Source organism: Thalassobellus citreus (assembly GCF_044385915.1).
Lineage (GTDB): Bacteria > Bacteroidota > Bacteroidia > Flavobacteriales > Flavobacteriaceae > Thalassobellus > Thalassobellus citreus.
On record NZ_JBISCC010000115.1, the window covers coordinates 92,402 to 113,276 of the forward strand.

Sequence of the window (20,875 nt, forward strand, 5' to 3'; positions counted from 1 at the left end):
TTATCTTTTTAAAGCGAAGTGTCCTTTCATTTGAAATTCTGTTCCTTTATAAAAAATATCTCCTACATACCAATAGTCATCTGAAGGCATATTTTCCCCATTATAGGTTCCGTCCCATCCTGTTGAAGTATGAGGTAATGTTTTTAGTAATTTACCGTGTCTGTTGTATATAAAAATTACCGTTCCTGTAAGTTGGTTGACTCCAGTGATATGCCAAGTATCAAAATATCCATCTCCATTTGGTGTTACAAATTTTGGAACATCTATTACTACAACATCTTGACTTACATCTTCACAACCGTTTAAATCTCTAACTGTTACTACATGCGGTCCTATGCTAACGTTATTAAAAAAGTTAGAATTTTGAGGTTCACCGTCATCTAATATATATACATAGTTGCCAATGCTACCGGTGTTAACTCCAACTGTAATGCTATTAGGATCTGAAAAATCTACAGTTGTTGTAAAATCAATAGTTGCTTGAACAGATTGCATAACTTGAAAGGATTTTGTCTCATTACATCCAGTCGAAGGCCTTGTAATTGTTAAAGACCAAGTGTCATTAGCATCGGAAATGTTTAAAGTTATTTCTGGAGTTGTTTCAGTTCGGTTTGTTGTTGCGTTAAACCAATAATAAGTATCTTCTGGATTTCCTGTGTCAGCATTTATTATACGAGGCAAGTCGTCTAAACAAATAATTTCTACATCCTCAAGATTAATAATAGGTAAAGGGAGTATGGTAACAGTAAATTGTGTTGTGCTATAACATCCTGTAGATGTGTTTTCTAGTCGTGCGAATATAACATCTCCATCTTCAGAAAGATGACCGTTATTTAAAGTGTCTTCATCTTTGTTTTCTGCTTTATCTATATCGTCATAATAGGATACAGAATATGTTGAAGCATTTAGACCTCCTCTTATAGCATTACTTAGCTCGCTTGATTGCGTTAAATTGAAAGCCAATAAGTCATCATAATCATCATCACATTTTTCAGTTGCCGTTATAGGAGGAGCAATTGCTGTCGGGTTTGGATTTATTTGTAAGTCAAAGGGTGTTACTATTGGGCATCCTGTATTTATATCTGACACTCTAGCAAAAATGGTATGACTACTTGTTGTGTAATTGAACATGTTACCTATAGGAAGTAAATTATTTTCAGCATCATTTGGTGTGTTATGATAAGAAATGTTTACAAGACTAGAATCATCTACAATCATTGCATCTACTTCCGATAAATCGTAGGTGTCAGTATCATTATCGCAAATTGAAATAGTTTCTAAATTATTAGTTTCTGGTGGTAAATTAACAACAAGTTCTAGAGGAATGATACTAAAACATTCTGATAAAGTATTAGTTACTTTTATGTAAACTGTTTTGGAATCTGAAATAAAATTTTGTGGATTTGGAATTTCATTGGTATTATCTAATGCATCTTCTTGATTAATATCACTATAATTTTCAAAATAGTTAATTATTAAGTTTGTTTGTATTCTGTCTAAAATTTGAAAATCGGCATCTTCTAAATTAAAAGTAGTACTGCCATCATAATCTATATCACATGATGTTATAGGCGTTGTTACTTCTGTAATATTAGGTGCAGGAACTATAATTAATTCTAATTGTTCTATAACAAAACAGAAAGAATCGGCGCTTTCAATTCTAATAAAAAGGGTTTGTGGATTTTCATCATTTGTATAATTTGTAGGTAAAGCACCTATATTATTTTCAGCTTCAGTACGAGTTTTGTAATATGTAACATTTAATGTTTCATTGGCTCCTTGATTTATTTCAGTGGTTTTTTCATTTAAATCAAAAACTTCAATTTCATCATTACTAATGTCATCACAAATAACGAAAGGCTCTGGCTTTGTATATATGGGGTCTGGTGTTACTTGTATAATAAATGATGATGTATTAAAACATGAAGTATCTGTTATATTTTCTACTCTTACATATATAGTTTGCGGGCTTGAAGTATTTTGGTAACTTGTGTTTTTGTCAATAGGTATTGAAAAAGCAGCATCTTCAAAATAGTAAACCTCTTTGCCTGTTTGTCCGTTTAAAATTTCAGCATCTTTATTAGCTAATAAAAAATCGGCTGTACTACTACCACCAGATTGACAAATTTGAAAATTGCTAATAGTAGGAATAATTGGTAAGGTGTTAACTATTATTTCCAACTCTACAATGTTATAACATCCATTGCTGTTACTAAGAGAGCTTTCTACTCTTATATAGATTGTTTGAGTATTTGCATTATATGAAGATAATTCATTTTGAGGAATGGGATTACTACCGGCATCAGCATCGTTAAATGTAGTAAAGAAAGCTATGTTTAAATCTGTTGTATTAGGAACAACTTCTGAAATTTTATCTTCAAGATTTATAATAGAAAATCCATCTTGATCATTATCACAAATTATGATAGGAGCTGGTTGATTTGCAGCAGGAGCTACTAAAATTTTAATTTGGAATGGGTTTTCAGTATGGCAACCTGTATCAATATTTGTTATACGAGCTACTAAATCTTCTATTGGTTTGGTATTAGGGAAGAAAGGAGGGAGTTGATTTTCGTTGTTTTCAGCATCTGTTGTTGATACAAAGTAAGTTACTTCAAAGTCAGGGTTACCATTTGTTATTTCATTATCTAAAGAATGTAAATCTATACTAACAATACCATCATCATCGGTATCACAATAAGAAACTGGGCTTAAAGGTGTGAATAATAAAACAGGATTGACTAAAAGATTGATATCTTCTAATTGAAAGCATCCAGTAACTGTGTTTTCTAATCTAATATATAATACTTTAGGACTTGTTGCTTCATATAAAATATTTTTTGGTATTGGGTTAGCATTTGAATCTCGCTGTTCAGGTGTTTCGAAGAAACTAATAGAAATAGGGTCTAAAAAATTGTCTAATATTAAATCTCTTAGTATGTAACTTTGAATTGTGTTAAGGTCAAATTTTAAAGTGTCATTTTTATCATCATTTGTATCACATATTGCATATTGACTTGTATCGGTTCCAGTTAGTAGCAAATTAGTATGAATTTCAAGGGGAACAATGGATGCGCACCCAGTAGTATTGTCTTCAACTCTAACATAAATAGTTGCATAACCAGGTTCTGTGATAGGATTACTATATTGATAATTGGTTTCATCTGCAATAGCATTATCTCCAGTATCTGCGTCATCATAGTTTTCATGAAATGTAATGCTGACTCCAGAACTAGGTAAGCCGTCTAAAATATCATTTATAGCATCTTGTAAATTAAAATTATCAGAACCATCTAAATCAAGATCACAGGCATCTAAATATTGTGTGTCTCTATTTATAATAGGGCTTGTTGTAATGTTTACGTCAAGAGTTGTTGTGGTAAAACAACCTGTTTGCAAGTTGAATACTCTAACGTAAACTAAATCTGTTGGCGTATTTATATTTATATAAGCAGCAGGTATTGGGTTGTCACCAGTGTTAGCATCTGTTGAGTTGTAATGATAGGTAACGTTTAAGTTAGGGTCGCTTCCAGTTATTTCATCATCTTTTTCTGTTAAGTATATTACGGTAAAGCCATCTGGGGAGTCGTCATTATCGCAAACTTCTAATGGAGTAGGTGTATTAATATTAGGTATTTGGTTTGCAACCAAATTAAAACTTGTATACCCAAAACAATTAGTATCTAAGTCTTCAACTCGAACATAAATGGGTTGTGGATTAAAAGTATTAGTAATTGGTGTTGTTATTTCATTATTATTGTTTCTTGCATCATTATCAGATAGATAATAGCCAAATGTGTAATTTGAAAAGACGGTGTTAATGTTGGAATCAAGTTCTACATCTTTTGTAGAAAGGTCGAAAATAATTCCAGTACCATTACCGCCAATGTTATCACATAATTCATAATCGGTTATAGGAGGAATTGTTTCTTCTGTATTTAAAGTAACTACAATTTCATCAGTTTCGGTACAACTGTTTCCATTTAAAGGTACTGTGACTTCAACAGTATAGGTACCGCTTTGTATAGCACTGAGTGTTGGATTAGTCTCCCCAGAAATAGGAGTTGTACTTCCATTTAAAAACCACTCATATGTTGCTAAAGGGTTTTGAATATCGGCATCTAAAAGCGCAGAACTAGCACAGGTTTCAATGTCTTCACCTAGATTTAAAATTTTAAAACTGTCTCCTTCAATAAATACGGCTGAGTCAAAAGTTCCATCTGTTTGATCTGCAATAATTAATTTAATATGATAAGATACGTTCGGGGTAATTGTTGTTGTAGCAGTTAAAACCGTTGTTCGTCCAATATAGTTAGTATCTCCAGTATTATAGCCGTCAAAATATTGTTCGTTTTGAGCAATACAATTCCCGCCTAAATTTGGATGTACATTACTTGTATTTACAGGGATTGAAGTACCTGGCACTAAAGCTATGTTTTGATAGGCATCAGTACTTCCTGTTTCTTTTATTAAAAATACAAAACCATCAGATATATTACATGGATTTTGACCATCATAGTCTTCTGATGCAAAGAGGTAATTAAATTGAAATTGGCTAGATATTGATACAATATCAAACTCAATAGATGTTGCGTTTAATGTATTAGTTGTTCCGAGAGCAACTTCTAAGTCAGGATCTGTCCCCCATATTGTAGAACCTTCACTTAATTCAGAAGTTATTAGTCCATTTCCGGCAGAAACGGCATTTCCAGTTGTTAGTATGATACCACTTTCAAAAGGGAAATTTGAGCTTGCACGCTGAAAGTAGCCATAACTTGGTAATCCATGAGGTATTCCATTAACAGATGATTCAATATTCGAAATATTCACGCATCCATCAACTAAATTATTTTCTATAAGTGGCTGTAAATCAACTGTGTTGTCAACAGTTATTTGTTGAGAAAACATGTATGTATAACCACAAGATAGTAGGAGGGTGAAAATTAAGATATGTAGGTTCTTTTTCAATTTTTTTATTTGGGTAAAAAAGATGAGTGATTAATTTAAATATTTGCGAAAAATAGATAATATTTAGATGAAACGCAAAAAAAATAGGATGAAATGCGTATTAATTGGTTTTGATATTATCTTTTATATTCAATGTTTTAAAGAGAAATGATTTTTAAATATTCTACCATCTTGTAAGGTAACATAAAACCAATAGTCATCGGATGGTAAAACTTCGCCATTAAATAAGCCATTCCAACCTTTACCTAAAGGGGATAACTCTTTTAGTAATTTACCTAACCTATTGTATATAAGTATTTTAGTGTTAGGTTGAAACATGTTAGATACACCTGTTACTTGCCAAGTATCATTATAGCCATCTCCATTTGGAGTAAAAACTTTAGGGAAACCAATAACAGAAACTTTATCTGTAACAGTACCACAATCATTTTTTACATCTTTTACCCATACGGTATAAATACCAGGGGCTACATTATCAAATACATTACTTTCTTGATAAGGAACGAATACAGTTGTATTGTCTTCGTTAAGTAATTGATATTCGTAGGTGCCTTCTCCAGAAACTAGAACAGTAATGATGTTGTTCTGAGTGGCATCTATAACTTTAATAGGTTGTTCAATTGTAGCAATGTTAGAGGGTTTCACAGAAAATAACTCTTTTCTAAAACATTGTATTCCATTTTCAGTATAAGAAGAAGTAAGGCTGTAATTTCCAATATTATAAATGTTTACTAATTGATTTGTTTCAAAAATCACATCTGTGTCTTCGTTTCTCCATTCATAAGAATCATAGATAGAATTAGCCGTAATTTGTACAGGAATATTAATTTTGTTTAAACATATATAATATTCTCTATTTAAATTAGGGTTAGGTAATTTATTAACAATTAATTGTAAACTCTCAATACCTTTGCATTCTTGGTTTTCAGATTCAGCTCTTACCCATATAATTTTGTTTTGAGAAATAAGTTCTTCATCTTCAATAGGATTACTTTCTAATTCAGCCTCAAGTTCAGTTAAATAAAATGCTATTTTTATACTAGAATCTAAACTGAATTGATTTCTTATATCTATTTCTTTATTTACTAAATTAAACAAACCAAAACCATCATCTTCAACACCATCGTTATAATCACAAACTACAAAATTATCAATAGGTCCTAAATTAGCATTATTAGCGTAAATGTAAAAATTAGCAATTTCACTACACCCAATTTCGTTAGTAGCTTTGAGCCATAATTCTTGTGGATTAGAATTTAAATTTTGAAAAGGTATACTAGTATCTATTGTATTTTCAGTATCAATATCCTTTAGGGACTCATAAAAATTTATTGTATATTCTTCAGTACTATTAATCACTAAATCATAAACTTCATTTAGGTTAAAGTTTCCTATACCATCATTATCATTATCACACTGTTCAAGTGTTATTCCTGAGATTAAGTTAGGGACATCAAAAATTTGTATTATCTTACTGATTGTTTTAGTATCTCCATTTTCTAATTTCATATTTGCAGAGACGAAATAAGAACCTGCTGAAGTGTATTGATGACTCGGGTTTATTTCTGTTGAAGTAGTTTTATCTCCAAAATCCCAAATAACTGAATAATTTTCTTCAATTGTATTTAATGAAAATTCAGCAACTTTATTAATACATGGGTTTTTTACATTTATAGTAAAGAAAAATAACGATTGGATAAAAGGAGGTAGGCCTTGAGTTGAAAGTGCTGTTTTAAAACTAGAGTTTATGTTAACAGCATTATGTTGATAATTAGATGAATTACCTTTTAACTCGGGTTTATGAATGACTCCTAGATATTCTGATCCAACTTCATATTCACTAGAAAGTGCTCTATATATTTTTCCATTTATAGCTAGCTGTAGGGCTCCTCTGTAAAAGTCTTTTCTCGAATCAATTAAAATCCTTGAATTTTGAATATTAGGAGCGTTCAAGTCAAATTGATATAAAAATCTATTAAATTTTGTAGTTTCATCGTCAGAAGTAATTTCCGTATATGTGTCTACATAAAGTTTTTGACTTTCTGCGGAAAACTCCATACCATATGCCTTTTCTGTATCGCTTTCAAATTCTAATTTCAGTCCGGGAAAAACTTTTCCAGATCCAGCAAAGAATGGTAATAGAAATGAATCATTATTAACATTTGCCATAGCTAAATATTCACCATTAGGAGATGCTTTTAGATAACCTCTAGTATCGTCAATAAATTCTCTTATCTCAGATTTAACTGATTTACGACTTACCCCGGTTGTGCTAACCTTGTAGGAATACGCAGTGCTATTGTTAAAGGTAATAATCCAAATTGATTCACCGTCTAAATGTTTAACTGCGGTGATTTTTTCTGAGGCATTATGTAAAAGCGGAATATTCTTTTTGTCTGAAATAATATCACCATTTCCATCATCTAATGTCATATCTACTATGGAATAGTTTAAACCTCTACCGTTTAATGCAGATCCAACAGTAAATATGTAATAAATATCTTCGTTATCTGGTTTTGGTACTATTATAGCAGATTGTGAGCTAGAAGAATCTCCAAATAAACCATAGCCATTTGACATTTGCCTGTGTAATTTGTTATAAACAGTTATTCCGTCTGTATAAAAAAGAAGTTTTCCTTTTTTATTAGAAATTGTTGCGCAACCTTCAAAAGTAAAAAGCTTACTATTGTTAAGTACTGTAGGTGGTTCTGTATTAAAATTTAAGCCAGCGCCTAAACCAAAATACCAATTCGCAGCTTGCTTTTGTCCCATTAATATTATGGGAAATAATATGATAATAAGATAAAATATTTTCTTCATACACTTAATAGTGAATATTCAAATCTATTATAATTGTTTTATTTATTTATTATTTTTTAGTTAAATTTTTTTATGGAATTAAAAATTTAAGAGATTGATTATAATAATTTTGTTTAGAGGATTATATTAATTAAATTTAAAAAAAATGCTATCATTAAAAAAAGTTGATAAACAAGATGAAATGTTTTTATATGAAATTTTATATCGTATTATTATTACTATTTGTTGGTTGTAATAAAAATATTCAGTTTGAAGAGTTTTCTAATTATAATTTAATTTTAGTTTCGGGGAATGATCAAATAGGATTACAAAATATGATTCTATTTGAAGATATAGTAGTTAAAGTTGAAGATGATCTAGGGGCTAGTGTCGCTAATGCTAAATTAAATATAAAAGTTATTTCTGGAGAAGGAAATTTAAATTCTGGAGAATCAATTTTTACTAATGAAGATGGAATTGCGACGATATCATGGAAATTAGGATTAAGTTATAATAATACAATAGAAATCTCTTCAAGTTTAAATGAAACATCTTCAGTTTTAATTAATGCTATTGCTAAATATAACTATATGATTCCTCAAGAAAATGAGGATGGGTGGAAGTCATCAGAAATTGATGGTTTTTTAACAAATAAGAATACAGTTTTTGAAGGAATAGATGAAATTAGAAAAGGAAATTATAAGGAAATTCATTCTGTTCTTTTATCAATAAACGATAAATTGGTATTAGAAGAATATTTTTCAGGAACTAACTCTTTTGGTCAACATATTGATTACGATAGGGTTACTCCACATGAGTTACAGTCTGTTAATAAAACCTTTAGAGGAGCTATATTAGGTATAGCAATTGACAAAGGTTTTATTGACAATGATAAAGAGCCATTATATGCTTTGTTTCCTGATTTAGATTATTTGTCAAAAAATGGTAAAGAAGAAATCTTATTGGAACATTTGTTGGATATGTCTTCAGGTTTAGAATGGAATGAAGGAACAGATTTAGGAGGTTTTTACAATACCCCATTTTCTACTGCGCATACTTATGTGTTATCTAAGTCATTAGAAAATGTTCCGGGTACTGTTTTTGAGTATAATACAGGTACATCTTTTGTTTTAAATAGAATTGTAATGAATGCGATTGATGTTGATTTTGAATTTTTTGCAAGAAATAATTATTCTGTTTTGGTTGAAAGTGAAGCACTTCCTGGTACTGGAGAGCCTTTAGATTTTAGAAATACTCCAAGAGATATGCTGAAATTAGGACAAGTTTATTTAAACAATGGTAAGTGGAAAAATGTTCAAGTGATTTCAAAAGCTTGGGTAGATAAATCTACGATTGCCCATCAAAATGTGTCTACAAACAGCTCATATGGTTATCAATGGTGGATAAGAGATTTTAATGTTGGTGAAAAGAAATACAATTGTTATTATGCGGCTGGATATGGAGGTCAATTTATTTTTGTAATTAAAGAACTCAATTTAGTAGCTGTTTTTACTGGAGGTAATTTTAATTCTAAAAAGTCTATACCTATAGAAATGATGGAAAATTATATTTTACCTGCTTTTTAAATATTAAAATATTAATTTTTTAAAGTGAAATGACTTTTAAATATTCGACCATCTTGTAAGGTAACATAAAACCAATAATCATCAGATGGTAAAACTTCGCCATTAAATAAGCCATTCCAGCCTTCTCCTAAAGGGTTTATTTCTTTAATTAATTTACCAAATCTATTAAAAATGAGTACTTTAGTGTTAGGTTGAAACATGCTAGAAACTCCTTGTACTTGCCAAGTATCATTAAACCCATCTCCATTAGGAGTAAATACTTTTGGAAAACCTATAACAGAAACTTTATGTGGTACCGAGCCACAATTGTTTTTTATATCGTTTACAATAACTGTATAAATACCTGGGCTAACATTTTCAAAAATGTTACTTTCTTGATAAGCTCTTAATAAAGTATTATTTTTATTTAGTAACCCGAACTCATATATTCCTTCTCCATGAACAAGTACAGTAATAGTATTATTATTAGATGCATCAACTGTATTTATGTTATCATAAGTTGCAGTATTTGAAGCTTCAACTGTAATAGTTCTGTCTTTTGAACATCCAGTAGTTTTATTAGTTACAGTTACATTATAAATTCCTATTTTATTTATTTCAATTTCATAAGAGCTTTCTCCTGTGGACCAATTGTATGTGTAATTATTAGGAGAATCATTTGTAATACCAGCATTTATAGTTGTGGTTTTAGGAAAGTAGTTTAAACAATAATAGGTTGAATCTTCAATGTCTATTTCTGGTAATTTATTTACAGTTAAATATACCTCGCTAATACCATAGCAGTTATTATCGTTTTCAATACGTGCGTATATAGTTTGTTCGTATTCAATTGTATTAGTAAATGAAGATCCTAAATTATTTTTTTCTAATAAAGCATCATCATAAGTTTCAAAATAGGTGATTGGTAATGTTATATTATTAAGAGATTGTATTTCAGAAGTAATATCATCAATATTAAATGTATTTATACCATCTTCAGAATTTACTTCATCACAAAGCGGAGTTGCTGAAAAGTTGTTAATTTGAGTATTACTAACTTGAAGTGTTAATTCTGAAGTGTCAAAACAATCAGTTTTGTTATTAGTGATTTTAACATAGATAGGTTGCGGGTTATCTGCATCATAATTATAAGAACTAGGGTCGGTAATCTCATTAGTTCTCGCATTATCTGTATAGAATTTAGCGGTAAGATCAGGGATGTTTCCAGTTAAATAGGTTGATGCTTCATTTAAATTAAATCTTGTAAAGCCTCCAGAGATACCATCTTCATCACATTGAACTAAAGTGTAGTCATAAGCTATAGGGCTTTGGGTGTAAGTTATGTATGCTTGTCCTTCAAGTTTTTTGTCGCAATCTCCTGTGTTTGGGTCAATAAATACTTCGTATAACCCATCTTGTGAAACAGTTAAATCAAAATCGTTTTCAGTTAAAATAACGTTATTACGTTTCCAGATATAAGTAGCTCCAGAAATATTATTAGCTGTTAAAGTATAAGTGTCTCCATCACATAAAGATAAAGATGTAGAAAAGATATTAGTACTATTATTTACAATATCAATTTTTTCAGCAAAAAAAGACGTTATAAAAGGAGGTAATCCTTGAGAAGACGTGTTAGGAGATAAATTAACGGCATTGTGTTGGTAATTGCATGCTTCTCCTATGTTATTGGGGTCTTTAATAACTCCTAAGTACGATGTGCCAGAACTATAAGTTGTACTTAATGTTCTATATATTTTACCATCAGGTCCAAGTTGTAGAGCTCCTCTATATAATTGTTTGTTGTCAATAATAATTGCAGATGAATCAATATTTGGAGCAAGTAAATTGTATTGTATTAGAGAAGAATTGTGGTTAGATGGAATATTATTATTAGAAGGATTATTTGGATCAAAAAAATCGTTAGAAGCATGAATGTATAGTAATTGACTATTAGGAGAAAACTCAACACCATAAGAATATGTGTTTCTTTCACTTATAGCTAATTTAGTTTGATTACTTACTATCCCTGTTGATGCATCGAAATCATATAAAAATAAACCACTTCTACTGTTAGCACAAGCCATTTTAGTTCCATCAGGCGATATTTTTAAATAACCTCTGCGGTCCTCGATATTTATATCTGTAAATGTAGAAGAAACAGGTGTTGTGTTTATCCCTGAGTTACTGATTTCAAAAGCATGAAATGTATTATACGTTCCTGTTCTAGTTCCAGTAGGGTTAGCAAAAGTAATAACCCAAATAGACTGTGTTTTACAATCTTTTACTACTGCAGATATTTTTTCAGAGCTATCCTGAAGGAGGTTGCTGTTTTTTAATGTAATACCACCTAAGCCACTATTTAAAGAGATATCTATTATAGAATAATTAAATCCATAATCAGGGTCGTTACGAGTAGATGTATCAATAGTGAAAATATAATAAATGCTAGGATCTCCAGGTTTTGGTACAATAATAGCCGATTGTGTACTTGAAGGATCTCCATATAATCCATTAGCAATTACAGTATGGTTTTTATTATATACAGTAATACCGTCTGTATAAAACAATAAATTTCCATTCGCATCAGAAATAGAAGCGCAACCTTCAATAGTATTTAATTTACCATTGGTTAATGGAGAAACACTACCATCTGCATTAAAACTTATACCAGCATTGTTACCAAAATACCAATTTGATGCTTCTTTTTGAGCAAAAGAAGCCATACTACTAATAAAAACGAGGATTACTATTAATTTTTTCATCAATAGCAAAGCTATTAAAAGAAATTATAAATCTCGTTTTTTTAACAACCTGTATGATAAAAAGATAAATAAAGCTGTCCAACCAAGTACAATAGCTATTTCGTACCAGTGTACGGCGTAGTCGTATGATAAGTCAACTTTATCTGGAAATTTAGTCATTGCAATTCTTTGAAAAGGTTGATCAATTAACTTATACATAGATTTTAGTGGGAAGAAATTTTGAATTTTTTCTGCAATTTCTACATTAGATTGCCATGTTATAAGTCCGAAAATAATCCATTCTAAAATATATAAGATGAATAAGAATGCTAAAGCAAAAGCAGATCGTTTTACTAGCATACCAAAAAATAAGCATAAACTAAAAAAGCCAACAAGTTTCACAAAGTATGCTGCTAAAAAGTTTGTTTCTCTTATTATAATACTTATTTCGTTATAACTAGAATAATATATTCCAATGCAGAATGATATTAAAGTTATTAATATTGTTGAAACTAATGAAAAGAAAACAATGGCATAGAACTTAGATAGAATAAATTCTTTTTTACTTAAACCATCAATTAAGTTTTGTTTTATGGTTTTGTTACTGTATTCGTTACCAATCATACTAACCACTACAATTGCAAAAAAGAATTTGAATTGTGAAGCAAAAAAAGTTGTTAAGTGCCAGATTATTGGAAAGTTGAAAATGCCTAATTCACCAAGTTCTAGAGTGAAAAAACCAAAGACATTAATTTTTAATGATGATAATAATATTACAAAGAATGGTAAAATAAAAGATACAAATATTAGTATTTTACTAGTTCTATTGAGTAATAGTTTTTGTAATTCTAAATTTAAAAGTCGTAACATGTGGTATGCTTTGGTTGTGTTAGTTATTATCTGTTAATTGTAAAAATTGCTCTTCTAAGCTTTCTTTACGTTGTACTAAATGCGTTAAAATGATGCCTGCTTCAAAAAGCTGTTTGTTGAAATCTTCAGATTTTAATGGTTCATTTAAAAAAGCAGTAATTAAATCATCTTCAATTTTAACTTTTCCAAAAGCAGTATTTTTTTCTATAAAAGCAATTAGTTCGTCTTGCTTGTTACATTTTAATTCAAAAAAACCGTGACTAGAAATCATTTCATCTACACGACCAGAATATAATTTTTCACCTTTACGAAGTACCAAAACATGTGAGCATACTTTTTCAACTTCATCTAATAAATGAGATGCTAATAAAATAGTAGTGCCTTTTGCAGCTATTTGTTTTATTATTTCTCGTATTTGATGAATGCCTTGAGGGTCTAAACCATTTGTAGGTTCGTCAAGAATTAAAATTTCAGGATCGTTTAATAGGGCAGAAGCTATGGCTAAACGTTGTTTCATTCCTAAAGAATAGGTTTTGAACTTATGATCTTTTCTATCTAAAAGACCAACAACCTCTAATTTTTCATCAATTTTATTTAAATCAACTCCTTTAATTTGGCAAACTAACTTTAAGTTTTGATACGCTGTCATGTAAGGATAAAAGTTAGGGCGTTCAATAATGGCACCTACTTTTTTTAAAGCATTATGTGTTGAGGTGTTTCCTTCAAACCAATGAAAATTGCCTTCGGTTTTATTTACAACATTTAAAACCATGCCAAGTGTTGTAGATTTTCCACTACCGTTTGGTCCTAAAATGCCATATACATTACCTTTTTTTATTGTAAACGATAAGTCTTTGACAGCTGTTAAATACCCGAATTTTTTGGTAAGATTATTAATGGTAAGAATAGAGTCCAAATGTTATGTTTTTTTATGTTGATTAAAAATCAACATAGGTTAGTTATTAAAGTACGACGATACTCTTTAGTTTTTGTTACAAGCTTAACAATAAAAATGTTAAATTTGACTAAGTTTTAATAGCTATGCAAGATTTAAAAATATCTAAAAGAAAACCATCATATTCCATAATTCCTAAATTACAGAATTATTTAGCGAGGTATAATAGAAATATAGAAATACCCCTTTTTTATGATGATTTATTGCGTTTTCAAGGATCGATTGTTGTTTATGATAAAGATGATAACGATACTTTATGGATTCGTGTTTACTACAACGAATTTGAAAGAGAGGAAATAGAATTAGCTCTAAAAAAAATATATACTGTTTTACATTCTGATGGAAGTGAGACTGCTTTTTCTTTTTTAAGTGTAGATGCTATTGACTATTGCACCTTTGGAAATTCGAAACCTTTTAGAATAAAGATTAGAAATATTTTGAACGATAATTTTACGTATTTCTATATAAAACAAGCTGATGCTTCTCGTGTTTATGGTTTAGAGTTAGAGCATATGCTTTCTCCTTATAATTTAAACTTTTTAGTGCATGGAGATACGTTAATTGAAGAACATATTGCCGGAATACCTGGTGATGAGTTTATAAAAAAGTTTCTTCCTAAATGTGCTAAATCTGAAAAAGCACAAATTGCGAAGGAGTTTGTAAAGTTTAATGAACGTTGTATGATTAGACTTTTAGGAGACATGCGGTCGTATAATTATGTTATTGTACCCACGCACGATTTTGATCATGTAGTTTATAAAATACGAGCTATTGATTTTGATCAGCAATCATACGAAGGAAAGTTTAATATTTACAGACCTCAATTTTTTAAAGAAAACCAAAAAATGGTTGAATTAGTATCTGATACTTTTCAGAAATTATCTATTGATCAGTATAAAATTGAGGAGCGCTCTATTCTTGTAAAACGTGTAAAAAGTTCTCATATAAGAATAGGGAAGTTGTTAGACTGTATGGTTAACGATACTATTTCGAAACCAGAAAATATTGATTTGTTAAAATCTAAAATTTATGAATATACTTTAGATGAAAGTTTTTTAAAATGTAAATCTATGGGGAAAATATTAAAGAGATCTTTAGAATATTTAACTCGTAATTATGAAAACTTTAAACCTAAAAAATATTAGTTAATTCCAGTGTTCATCAAAATCTAGGTTGTCATAATCGTCAATGTCAATACCATCTTCAAACTCGTTAAATTCATCTGAATCATCATCAGCTTCAAAAACTTTATTAGGTGCAGCATCAGGAACTTGACCTTGAACAAACATTAAATTAGGATAATCTACAGCATTGTTTTCTTCAACAATTTCAGCTAATTCAACATAAAAAGTCCATAAGCTTAAAAAATCGTAAACATAAATAAGCTTAGTTTGCATTTCATGAACAACACTGTCAATAGATGTTTCATTCATTAAACGAGCCGAATTATCTTCACTTAAATCAAATAATGAAATTTCTTCACCTTGATTCCATTGGTCATCACTTATATAAAATGACGCCATTTCTGTGCCATCAAACCCAAAAGATTGGGTAATAATGTTATGTAAATCTTCTAAAGTATCACTTTCTCGAATTTCTAAATCGCGGAAAATGTCATCTTCGGTATCATTATCAAGTATAACTCTAAATCTGTAAATCATGGTAATAAATTAAAGTGCAAATGTATGCTATTTTAGTTATTTACTAAAACGATGCAAAGTAAATGTCATAGCGCTTAGCAAGATAAAAGCCCCTACTTGATGAGCAACTCCTAACCAAACAGGAACATGTAATAAAATAGTTAAAACACCTAATAAAAATTGAATACCTAATATAATGAGTAAACTTTTTACAGCGCTAGATTGCAGTTTTGTTATTTCTATTGCTTTTGATTTTTTCCAAATTAAGTAAATAAATATTACCACAATAAATGCTAATATTCTATGAACAAATTGAACCCCACTTTTACCTTCTATAAAGTTCTTGTATAAAGGACTTTGTTCTATGTAAACCGTTGGATGCATAAATTTACCTTCGCTCATCATAGGCCAATGATTATGAATAAAACCAGCATCTAAACCAGCTACAAAAGCCCCGTAAATAATTTGCAATAATAAAATGGCAAGTGCTATTCTTATAAAATTTCTAAACTTATTATTAATTTCTTTTTTATCAGGAAACATTAAGTCTAAAGCAACCCAAAATGTATAAGCAAACGTTACAAAAGCCGTTGTTAAATGTGCAGCTAATCTATAATGACTTACATCTGGATTGTCAACCAAACCACTTTTTACCATGTACCAGCCCATAAAGCCTTGAAAAGCACCCATAGCTAATAGAATAATTGCCTTTTTAATAGTTGGTTTGCTTAATTGTTTGGTTATTAAAAAGTATAAAAATGGCAGTAAAAATATTAATCCAATCATTCTTCCAATAAAGCGATGAAGCCATTCCCAGAAGTAAATATCCTTAAAATCTTGTAATGAAAAATGATTGTTTAGTTTTTGATATTCTGGATATTGTTGATATAATTCAAACGCTTCTTGCCATTCAACATCATTCATAGGAGGAATGGTGCCAGAAATGAGTTTATAATTTGATATTGAAAGTCCGGAGTGTGTAAGTCTGGTAATACCACCTACAACTACCATGATAAAAATTAGTAAACACCCTGTGAATAGCCAGTAGATGACTTTTTTGTTATCCTTTTTCATATGTTAAACCTAGTTGTTTGCCTTTTTTTAGCATTAAAGTATAAGCAGCTTCATGCTCATTAGGAATTTCTCCTTCTAAAATGGCTTCTTTTATTGCTTCTTTAATAATGCCAATTTCTCGAGACGGCTTTAAATTAAAAGCAGCAATTATTTCTTCACCAGAAATTGGTGGTTGAAAATTTCTTACTTGGTCGCGTGCTTCTACTTCAATAATTTTCTCACGTACAATTTTAAAGTTGTTATGATACTTATTGAATTTTTTTGGGTTTTTAGTAGTGATGTCTGCTTCACAAAGTGTCATTAAGTCTTCAACATAATCGCCAGCATCAAAAACTAAACGGCGTACTGCAGAATCTGTTACCATATCCTGAGCGAGTACAATAGGACGTGAGCTCATAAATACCAATTTTTGAACAAACTTCATTTTATCATTTAAAGGCATTTTTAACCTTTTAAATAAATGATAGACCATTTTTGAACCTTCAAATTCATGAGCATGAAAGGTCCATCCAACTTTTTTGCTAAATTTTTTAGTAGGGGCTTTTCCAATATCATGTAATAAAGCTGCCCAACGTAACCATAGGTTATCAGTGTGCTTAGAAATGTTATCGACCACCTCTAACGTATGATAAAAATTGTCTTTATGGCGTTGTCCTTCAACTTCATCAATACCTTTTAAAGCAGTTAGTTCTGGTAAAATATATTGTAGTAATCCTGTTTGTTCTAAAAGTAAAAAGCCAATAGAAGGTGTTGTACTTTCTAAAATTTTATTAAGTTCAACAACTATACGTTCGTTAGTAATAATTTTTATCCGACTAGAATTTCTACTTATTGCATCTAAACTTTCTTTTTCAATTTCAAAGTTAAGTTGCGTTGCAAACCGAATAGCACGCATCATACGTAACGGGTCGTCACTATAGGTAATATCAGGGTCTAAAGGCGTTTTTATTGTCTTGTTTTCTAAGTCTTGTATGCCATTAAACGGATCTAGTAAATCGCCAAAATGGGACTCGTTTAAATTTAAAGCCAATGCATTAATAGTGAAATCTCTTCGGTTTTGGTCGTCTTCTAAAGTACCATTTTCTACAGCAGGGTTTCTGCTATTTTCATCATATGATTCTTTACGAGCTCCAACAAATTCAATTTCTATATCATTGTAAAGAAGCATAGCGGTACCGTAAGTTTTAAATACTTGTACTTTTGGTTTATTAGGTAAGTTTTTAGCAACTTGTTTTGCTAGCTTTATACCATCACCAATGGCTACAACATCTATATCTTTTGAATTATCTCGTTTTAAAATAAAATCGCGTACAAAACCACCAATAACATAACTGTCTAATTGTAATTCTTTAGCAGATTGAGATATGATTTTAAAAATGGGATTTTGTAAAGCTTCTTTGTAGTTCATTAGTGATGTTTGAGGTTTTACTCTCTAATAATCTTAACAATACCATTGTTACTCAATTTAATAATTGATGATGGTTTATTGCAGATTTTTTCGCGTTGCAAATTTACAACATAGTCTACACCTTTTAAAACCTCTGGCGCTATTTCTTTAAACGATTTTGGAGTAGGTTGACCACTTATATTGGCAGAGGTTGATACTATGGCACCGTTAAGTTTTCTAGAAAGTTGATAGCAAAATTCATCATCAGGAATTCTAATGGCTATAGTACCATCTTCTGCCATTAAATTTGATGCTAAATTTTGTGCATCGTCATAAATAATAGTTGTTGGTTTTTCAGAGATGCCAATAATACTAATAGCTGCTTCAGGTATGTTTTTTACATACTTTTTAAGCATTCTGTCATCTGTAACTAAGCATATAAGAGCTTTGTTATCTTCACGTTGTTTTAGCTCATAAATTTTTTTAACTGCTTCGGTATTTGTAGCATCGCATCCAATACCCCAAACTGTATCTGTTGGGTAGAGTATGAGTCCCCCTTCTTTTAAAATTTGTAAAGCTTTTTTTATTTCTGTTTGCATTGAAAAAATTAAAGAGACAAATTTACTATTAGTTTTTTACATTCTATAAAACTTTGTAGTTTTGTTAAAGCTAATAATTGTTATGTTTTTGGGGTATATGATTTATGATTAGACAAATAGAAGTTTTTATAAAAAGGAAAATAAGGCATGCTTTTAGGAGCATTTTTTGCAAAAAAGACATAAAACTTTTAAGAGATAAAAAATTCGTTATTATTTCTAATAACTGTTGGGGAGGAGCTTTGTATCAATGGTACAATAGACCTTATAATTCTCCTTTTATTGGTTTGTTTATATATGGACCTTGTTACCTGAGAATGCTTTCTAATTTTGAATATTATTTAAAACAAGAATTGAAGTTTGTACCTGTTTCTAAGTATCCGGATAGGATTAAAAATTATCCAGTTGCTTTACTAGATGATATTGAGATACATTTTACTCACTTTGATAATGAGCAAGAAGCTAATGATAAATGGAACCGTAGAAGAACTAGAATGTTAGCTGAAAAAAATCTAGATAATTATTTTTTTAAAATATGTGATAGAGAACGTGTTACAATAGATTGTATACAAGCGTTTCATAAATTACCATTTAAAAATAAAATTTCTTTTGCATTAGATAGTAATCCTGAATTGGAAAAAGAAAATCATATAAAAGTTTTTGAGTCGCATAAAAACAATAAAAAATTTGTACCCAATGGAAAAAAAATGTTTAAAATAACATTTATATATTTTAATCTTAATAAATGGTTAGCAAATTAAGTTTTTTAGAATTAAAACTTTGTAATATTGCAAAATGAAAAGTGTTTTTAATAACAAACAAAATGATTTACAGAAGAAATATCTAACTGAAATAATTCACAATTTTGATTCTATTGAAGGAGGAGTAGGGAAACGTAATGTTATCAAAATTGTTAATGTTGATGCTCTTGTGTTGAATATAAAAGCATTTAAAGTTCCAAATATAGTTAACCAGATAGTTTATAATTTTTTCAGGAAAAGTAAAGCGCAACGCTCTTATGAATATGCGGAAAAATTAATAAAAATGGATGTTGGAACTCCAAAACCTATAGCTTTTTTTGAGTTTAAAACACCTTTTCTTTTCAAAAAGAGTTTTTATATAAGTGAGCAATTAGATTGTGATTTTACTTATAGGGAGCTTACAACAGATTTTAATATACCTGATTACGAAAATATACTACGTGCTTTTACAAGATTTACTTTTAGTTTACACGAAAAGGGTATAAACTTTTTAGATCATTCTCCAGGAAACACTTTGATTAAAAAGAATGGTGATACGTATGATTTTTATTTAGTTGATTTGAATAGAATGAATTTTGGACTATTAACTTTTGAAACTAGAATTAAAAACTTCACAAGATTAACAATACATAAATCTATGGTAGAAGTTATGAGTGATGAATATGCTAAATGTTCTGGTGAAGATTATAATAAAATTTTCAATTTAATGTGGAATGAAACTGAAGCTTTTCAAGAGAAATTTCATAGAAAAAAGCGATTGAAAAAGAAACTAAAATTCTGGAAGTCTTAACTATTAAGTTTTTTTAATTCAACATAGCGGTAATAAACACCATAAGCACTTAAATAGCATAGTGTAAATCCTTCTTTTCCGTCAAATACTCCTAGTCTAATAAAATAATTGTAAATAAACTTATAGAAAGGTTTAAAATAGAAATGAAAGAAATTTGGTTTTACTCCTTTTTTGTGAATTTCTAATGCTTTAAGTGTAGCATAATGTTCCATTTTAGATTTGTAATGTGCTGCATTGTCAATAAAATAGTGTAACATTTTGCTTTTTAAAATTTTACTTTTCCCTTTAATTAATGGCATTTCATGAACAATTTTAGCCTCATTGTATTTTATGAATTGTTTTTGGAATAATCTATAAGTAGTATCCGTTTGAAAGCCACTAAACCGTATTCGTTTTTGATTAAAATAGAACTCACGTCTAAACATAAAACCAACAATATCGTTATGCGGTTTAGTAATTTCAGTAGTAATCTCTTTTTTTAAACTAGGTGTTAAACGTTCATCAGCATCTATAAATAAAACCCAATCATTAGAGGCTTGTTGTAGTGCAAAATTTCTTTGATCTGTGAAATTTTTAAATTCACGACAAATAGTTTTTACATTTTTATGACTTTTTAATTTTTCAATGGTCCCATCTGTACTAAATGAATCAATTACAATGATTTCATCTGTAAAACTTATGTTTTCTATAACTTCATCAATATGATTAACTTCATTATAAGTTATCATT

14 protein-coding genes are annotated in these 20,875 nt (G+C 29.7%); 4 read left to right on the forward strand and 10 right to left on the reverse strand.

Annotated features, from left to right (window positions below; genetic code table 11):
• The gene (locus tag ACH5TX_RS03675; RefSeq protein WP_439338190.1) at positions 1-4,968 is read right to left on the reverse strand and encodes an FIDD domain-containing protein; all 4,968 of its coding nucleotides are present in this window, start codon (positions 4,966-4,968) and stop codon (positions 1-3) included.
• Between the two features lie 129 nt (positions 4,969-5,097).
• The gene (locus ACH5TX_RS03680) at positions 5,098-7,740 is read right to left on the reverse strand and encodes a T9SS type B sorting domain-containing protein (RefSeq protein WP_439338191.1); all 2,643 of its coding nucleotides are present in this window, start codon (positions 7,738-7,740) and stop codon (positions 5,098-5,100) included.
• A 239-nt stretch (positions 7,741-7,979) separates the two neighbouring features.
• Here ACH5TX_RS03680 and ACH5TX_RS03685 point away from each other — a divergent pair, with 239 nt between their 5' ends.
• The gene (locus ACH5TX_RS03685; RefSeq protein ID WP_439338192.1) at positions 7,980-9,353 is read left to right on the forward strand and encodes a serine hydrolase domain-containing protein; all 1,374 of its coding nucleotides are present in this window, start codon (positions 7,980-7,982) and stop codon (positions 9,351-9,353) included.
• A gap of 11 nt (positions 9,354-9,364) precedes the next feature.
• Here ACH5TX_RS03685 and ACH5TX_RS03690 read toward each other — a convergent pair whose 3' ends face one another.
• From ACH5TX_RS03690 to ACH5TX_RS03700, 3 genes are read right to left on the reverse strand one after another with little or no spacing between them, the layout of a single operon-like run.
• Positions 9,365-12,094, reverse strand: coding sequence for a T9SS type B sorting domain-containing protein (locus tag ACH5TX_RS03690; protein WP_439338193.1), 2,730 nt, complete (start codon positions 12,092-12,094; stop codon positions 9,365-9,367).
• 24 nt (positions 12,095-12,118) lie between these two features.
• Positions 12,119-12,943, reverse strand: a complete 825-nt coding sequence (locus ACH5TX_RS03695) for an ABC transporter permease (protein WP_439338194.1) — start codon at positions 12,941-12,943, stop codon at positions 12,119-12,121.
• Between the two features lie 19 nt (positions 12,944-12,962).
• On the reverse strand, positions 12,963-13,859 hold the full coding sequence (locus ACH5TX_RS03700; protein WP_439338195.1) for an ABC transporter ATP-binding protein: 897 nt from the start codon (positions 13,857-13,859) through the stop codon (positions 12,963-12,965).
• A 125-nt stretch (positions 13,860-13,984) separates the two neighbouring features.
• Here ACH5TX_RS03700 and ACH5TX_RS03705 point away from each other — a divergent pair, with 125 nt between their 5' ends.
• Positions 13,985-15,043 carry a hypothetical protein gene (locus ACH5TX_RS03705; protein ID WP_439338196.1) on the forward strand — a complete coding sequence of 353 codons (1,059 nt, stop codon included), beginning with the start codon at positions 13,985-13,987 and terminating at the stop codon, positions 15,041-15,043.
• On the opposite strand, the gene ACH5TX_RS03710 is transcribed toward ACH5TX_RS03705, so the two are convergent.
• From ACH5TX_RS03710 to ACH5TX_RS03725, 4 genes are read right to left on the reverse strand one after another with little or no spacing between them, the layout of a single operon-like run.
• A complete protein-coding gene (locus ACH5TX_RS03710) occupies positions 15,044-15,559 on the reverse strand; it encodes an IS1096 element passenger TnpR family protein (RefSeq protein WP_439338197.1) in 516 nt (171 codons plus the stop codon).
• A gap of 36 nt (positions 15,560-15,595) precedes the next feature.
• Positions 15,596-16,612, reverse strand: coding sequence for a COX15/CtaA family protein (locus ACH5TX_RS03715; protein WP_439338198.1), 1,017 nt, complete (start codon positions 16,610-16,612; stop codon positions 15,596-15,598).
• Positions 16,599-18,020 carry a CCA tRNA nucleotidyltransferase gene (locus ACH5TX_RS03720; protein WP_439338199.1) on the reverse strand — a complete coding sequence of 474 codons (1,422 nt, stop codon included), beginning with the start codon at positions 18,018-18,020 and terminating at the stop codon, positions 16,599-16,601. Before ACH5TX_RS03720 ends, ACH5TX_RS03715 begins: the two co-directional genes overlap by 14 nt.
• A gap of 17 nt (positions 18,021-18,037) precedes the next feature.
• Complete coding sequence (locus tag ACH5TX_RS03725; protein ID WP_439338200.1) at positions 18,038-18,598, reverse strand: L-threonylcarbamoyladenylate synthase; 561 nt, start codon at positions 18,596-18,598, stop codon at positions 18,038-18,040.
• A gap of 104 nt (positions 18,599-18,702) precedes the next feature.
• Here ACH5TX_RS03725 and ACH5TX_RS03730 point away from each other — a divergent pair, with 104 nt between their 5' ends.
• Together ACH5TX_RS03730 and ACH5TX_RS03735 are read left to right on the forward strand one after the other, a co-directional pair.
• On the forward strand, positions 18,703-19,356 hold the full coding sequence (locus tag ACH5TX_RS03730; RefSeq protein ID WP_439338201.1) for a DUF1919 domain-containing protein: 654 nt from the start codon (positions 18,703-18,705) through the stop codon (positions 19,354-19,356).
• Between the two features lie 34 nt (positions 19,357-19,390).
• Positions 19,391-20,146 (forward strand): lipopolysaccharide kinase InaA family protein, encoded by a 756-nt coding sequence (locus ACH5TX_RS03735; RefSeq protein WP_439338202.1) that lies wholly within the window; start codon positions 19,391-19,393, stop codon positions 20,144-20,146.
• Here the strand turns inward: ACH5TX_RS03735 and ACH5TX_RS03740 are convergent.
• Entirely contained in the window at positions 20,143-20,874 is a 732-nt protein-coding gene (locus ACH5TX_RS03740) for a glycosyltransferase family 2 protein (RefSeq protein ID WP_439338203.1), read from the reverse strand. The genes ACH5TX_RS03735 and ACH5TX_RS03740 overlap by 4 nt on opposite strands.
• Position 20,875: the final 1 nt, after the last annotated feature.

Excerpts from the sequence above, each read along its gene's own strand:
- ACH5TX_RS03680 (WP_439338191.1), bottom strand. The coding sequence starts at position 7,740 with ATGGGACAAAAGCAAGCTGCGAATTGGTATTTTGGTTTAGGCGCTGGC.
- ACH5TX_RS03685 (WP_439338192.1), top strand. The coding sequence starts at position 7,980 with ATGAAATTTTATATCGTATTATTATTACTATTTGTTGGTTGTAATAAA.
- ACH5TX_RS03690 (WP_439338193.1), bottom strand. The coding sequence starts at position 12,094 with ATGAAAAAATTAATAGTAATCCTCGTTTTTATTAGTAGTATGGCTTCT.
- ACH5TX_RS03695 (WP_439338194.1), bottom strand. The coding sequence starts at position 12,943 with ATGTTACGACTTTTAAATTTAGAATTACAAAAACTATTACTCAATAGA.
- ACH5TX_RS03705 (WP_439338196.1), top strand. The coding sequence starts at position 13,985 with ATGCAAGATTTAAAAATATCTAAAAGAAAACCATCATATTCCATAATT.
- ACH5TX_RS03710 (WP_439338197.1), bottom strand. The coding sequence starts at position 15,559 with ATGATTTACAGATTTAGAGTTATACTTGATAATGATACCGAAGATGAC.
- ACH5TX_RS03715 (WP_439338198.1), bottom strand. The coding sequence starts at position 16,612 with ATGAAAAAGGATAACAAAAAAGTCATCTACTGGCTATTCACAGGGTGT.
- ACH5TX_RS03720 (WP_439338199.1), bottom strand. The coding sequence starts at position 18,020 with ATGAACTACAAAGAAGCTTTACAAAATCCCATTTTTAAAATCATATCT.
- ACH5TX_RS03725 (WP_439338200.1), bottom strand. The coding sequence starts at position 18,598 with ATGCAAACAGAAATAAAAAAAGCTTTACAAATTTTAAAAGAAGGGGGA.
- ACH5TX_RS03730 (WP_439338201.1), top strand. The coding sequence starts at position 18,703 with ATGATTAGACAAATAGAAGTTTTTATAAAAAGGAAAATAAGGCATGCT.
- ACH5TX_RS03735 (WP_439338202.1), top strand. The coding sequence starts at position 19,391 with ATGAAAAGTGTTTTTAATAACAAACAAAATGATTTACAGAAGAAATAT.
- ACH5TX_RS03740 (WP_439338203.1), bottom strand. The coding sequence starts at position 20,874 with ATGATAACTTATAATGAAGTTAATCATATTGATGAAGTTATAGAAAAC.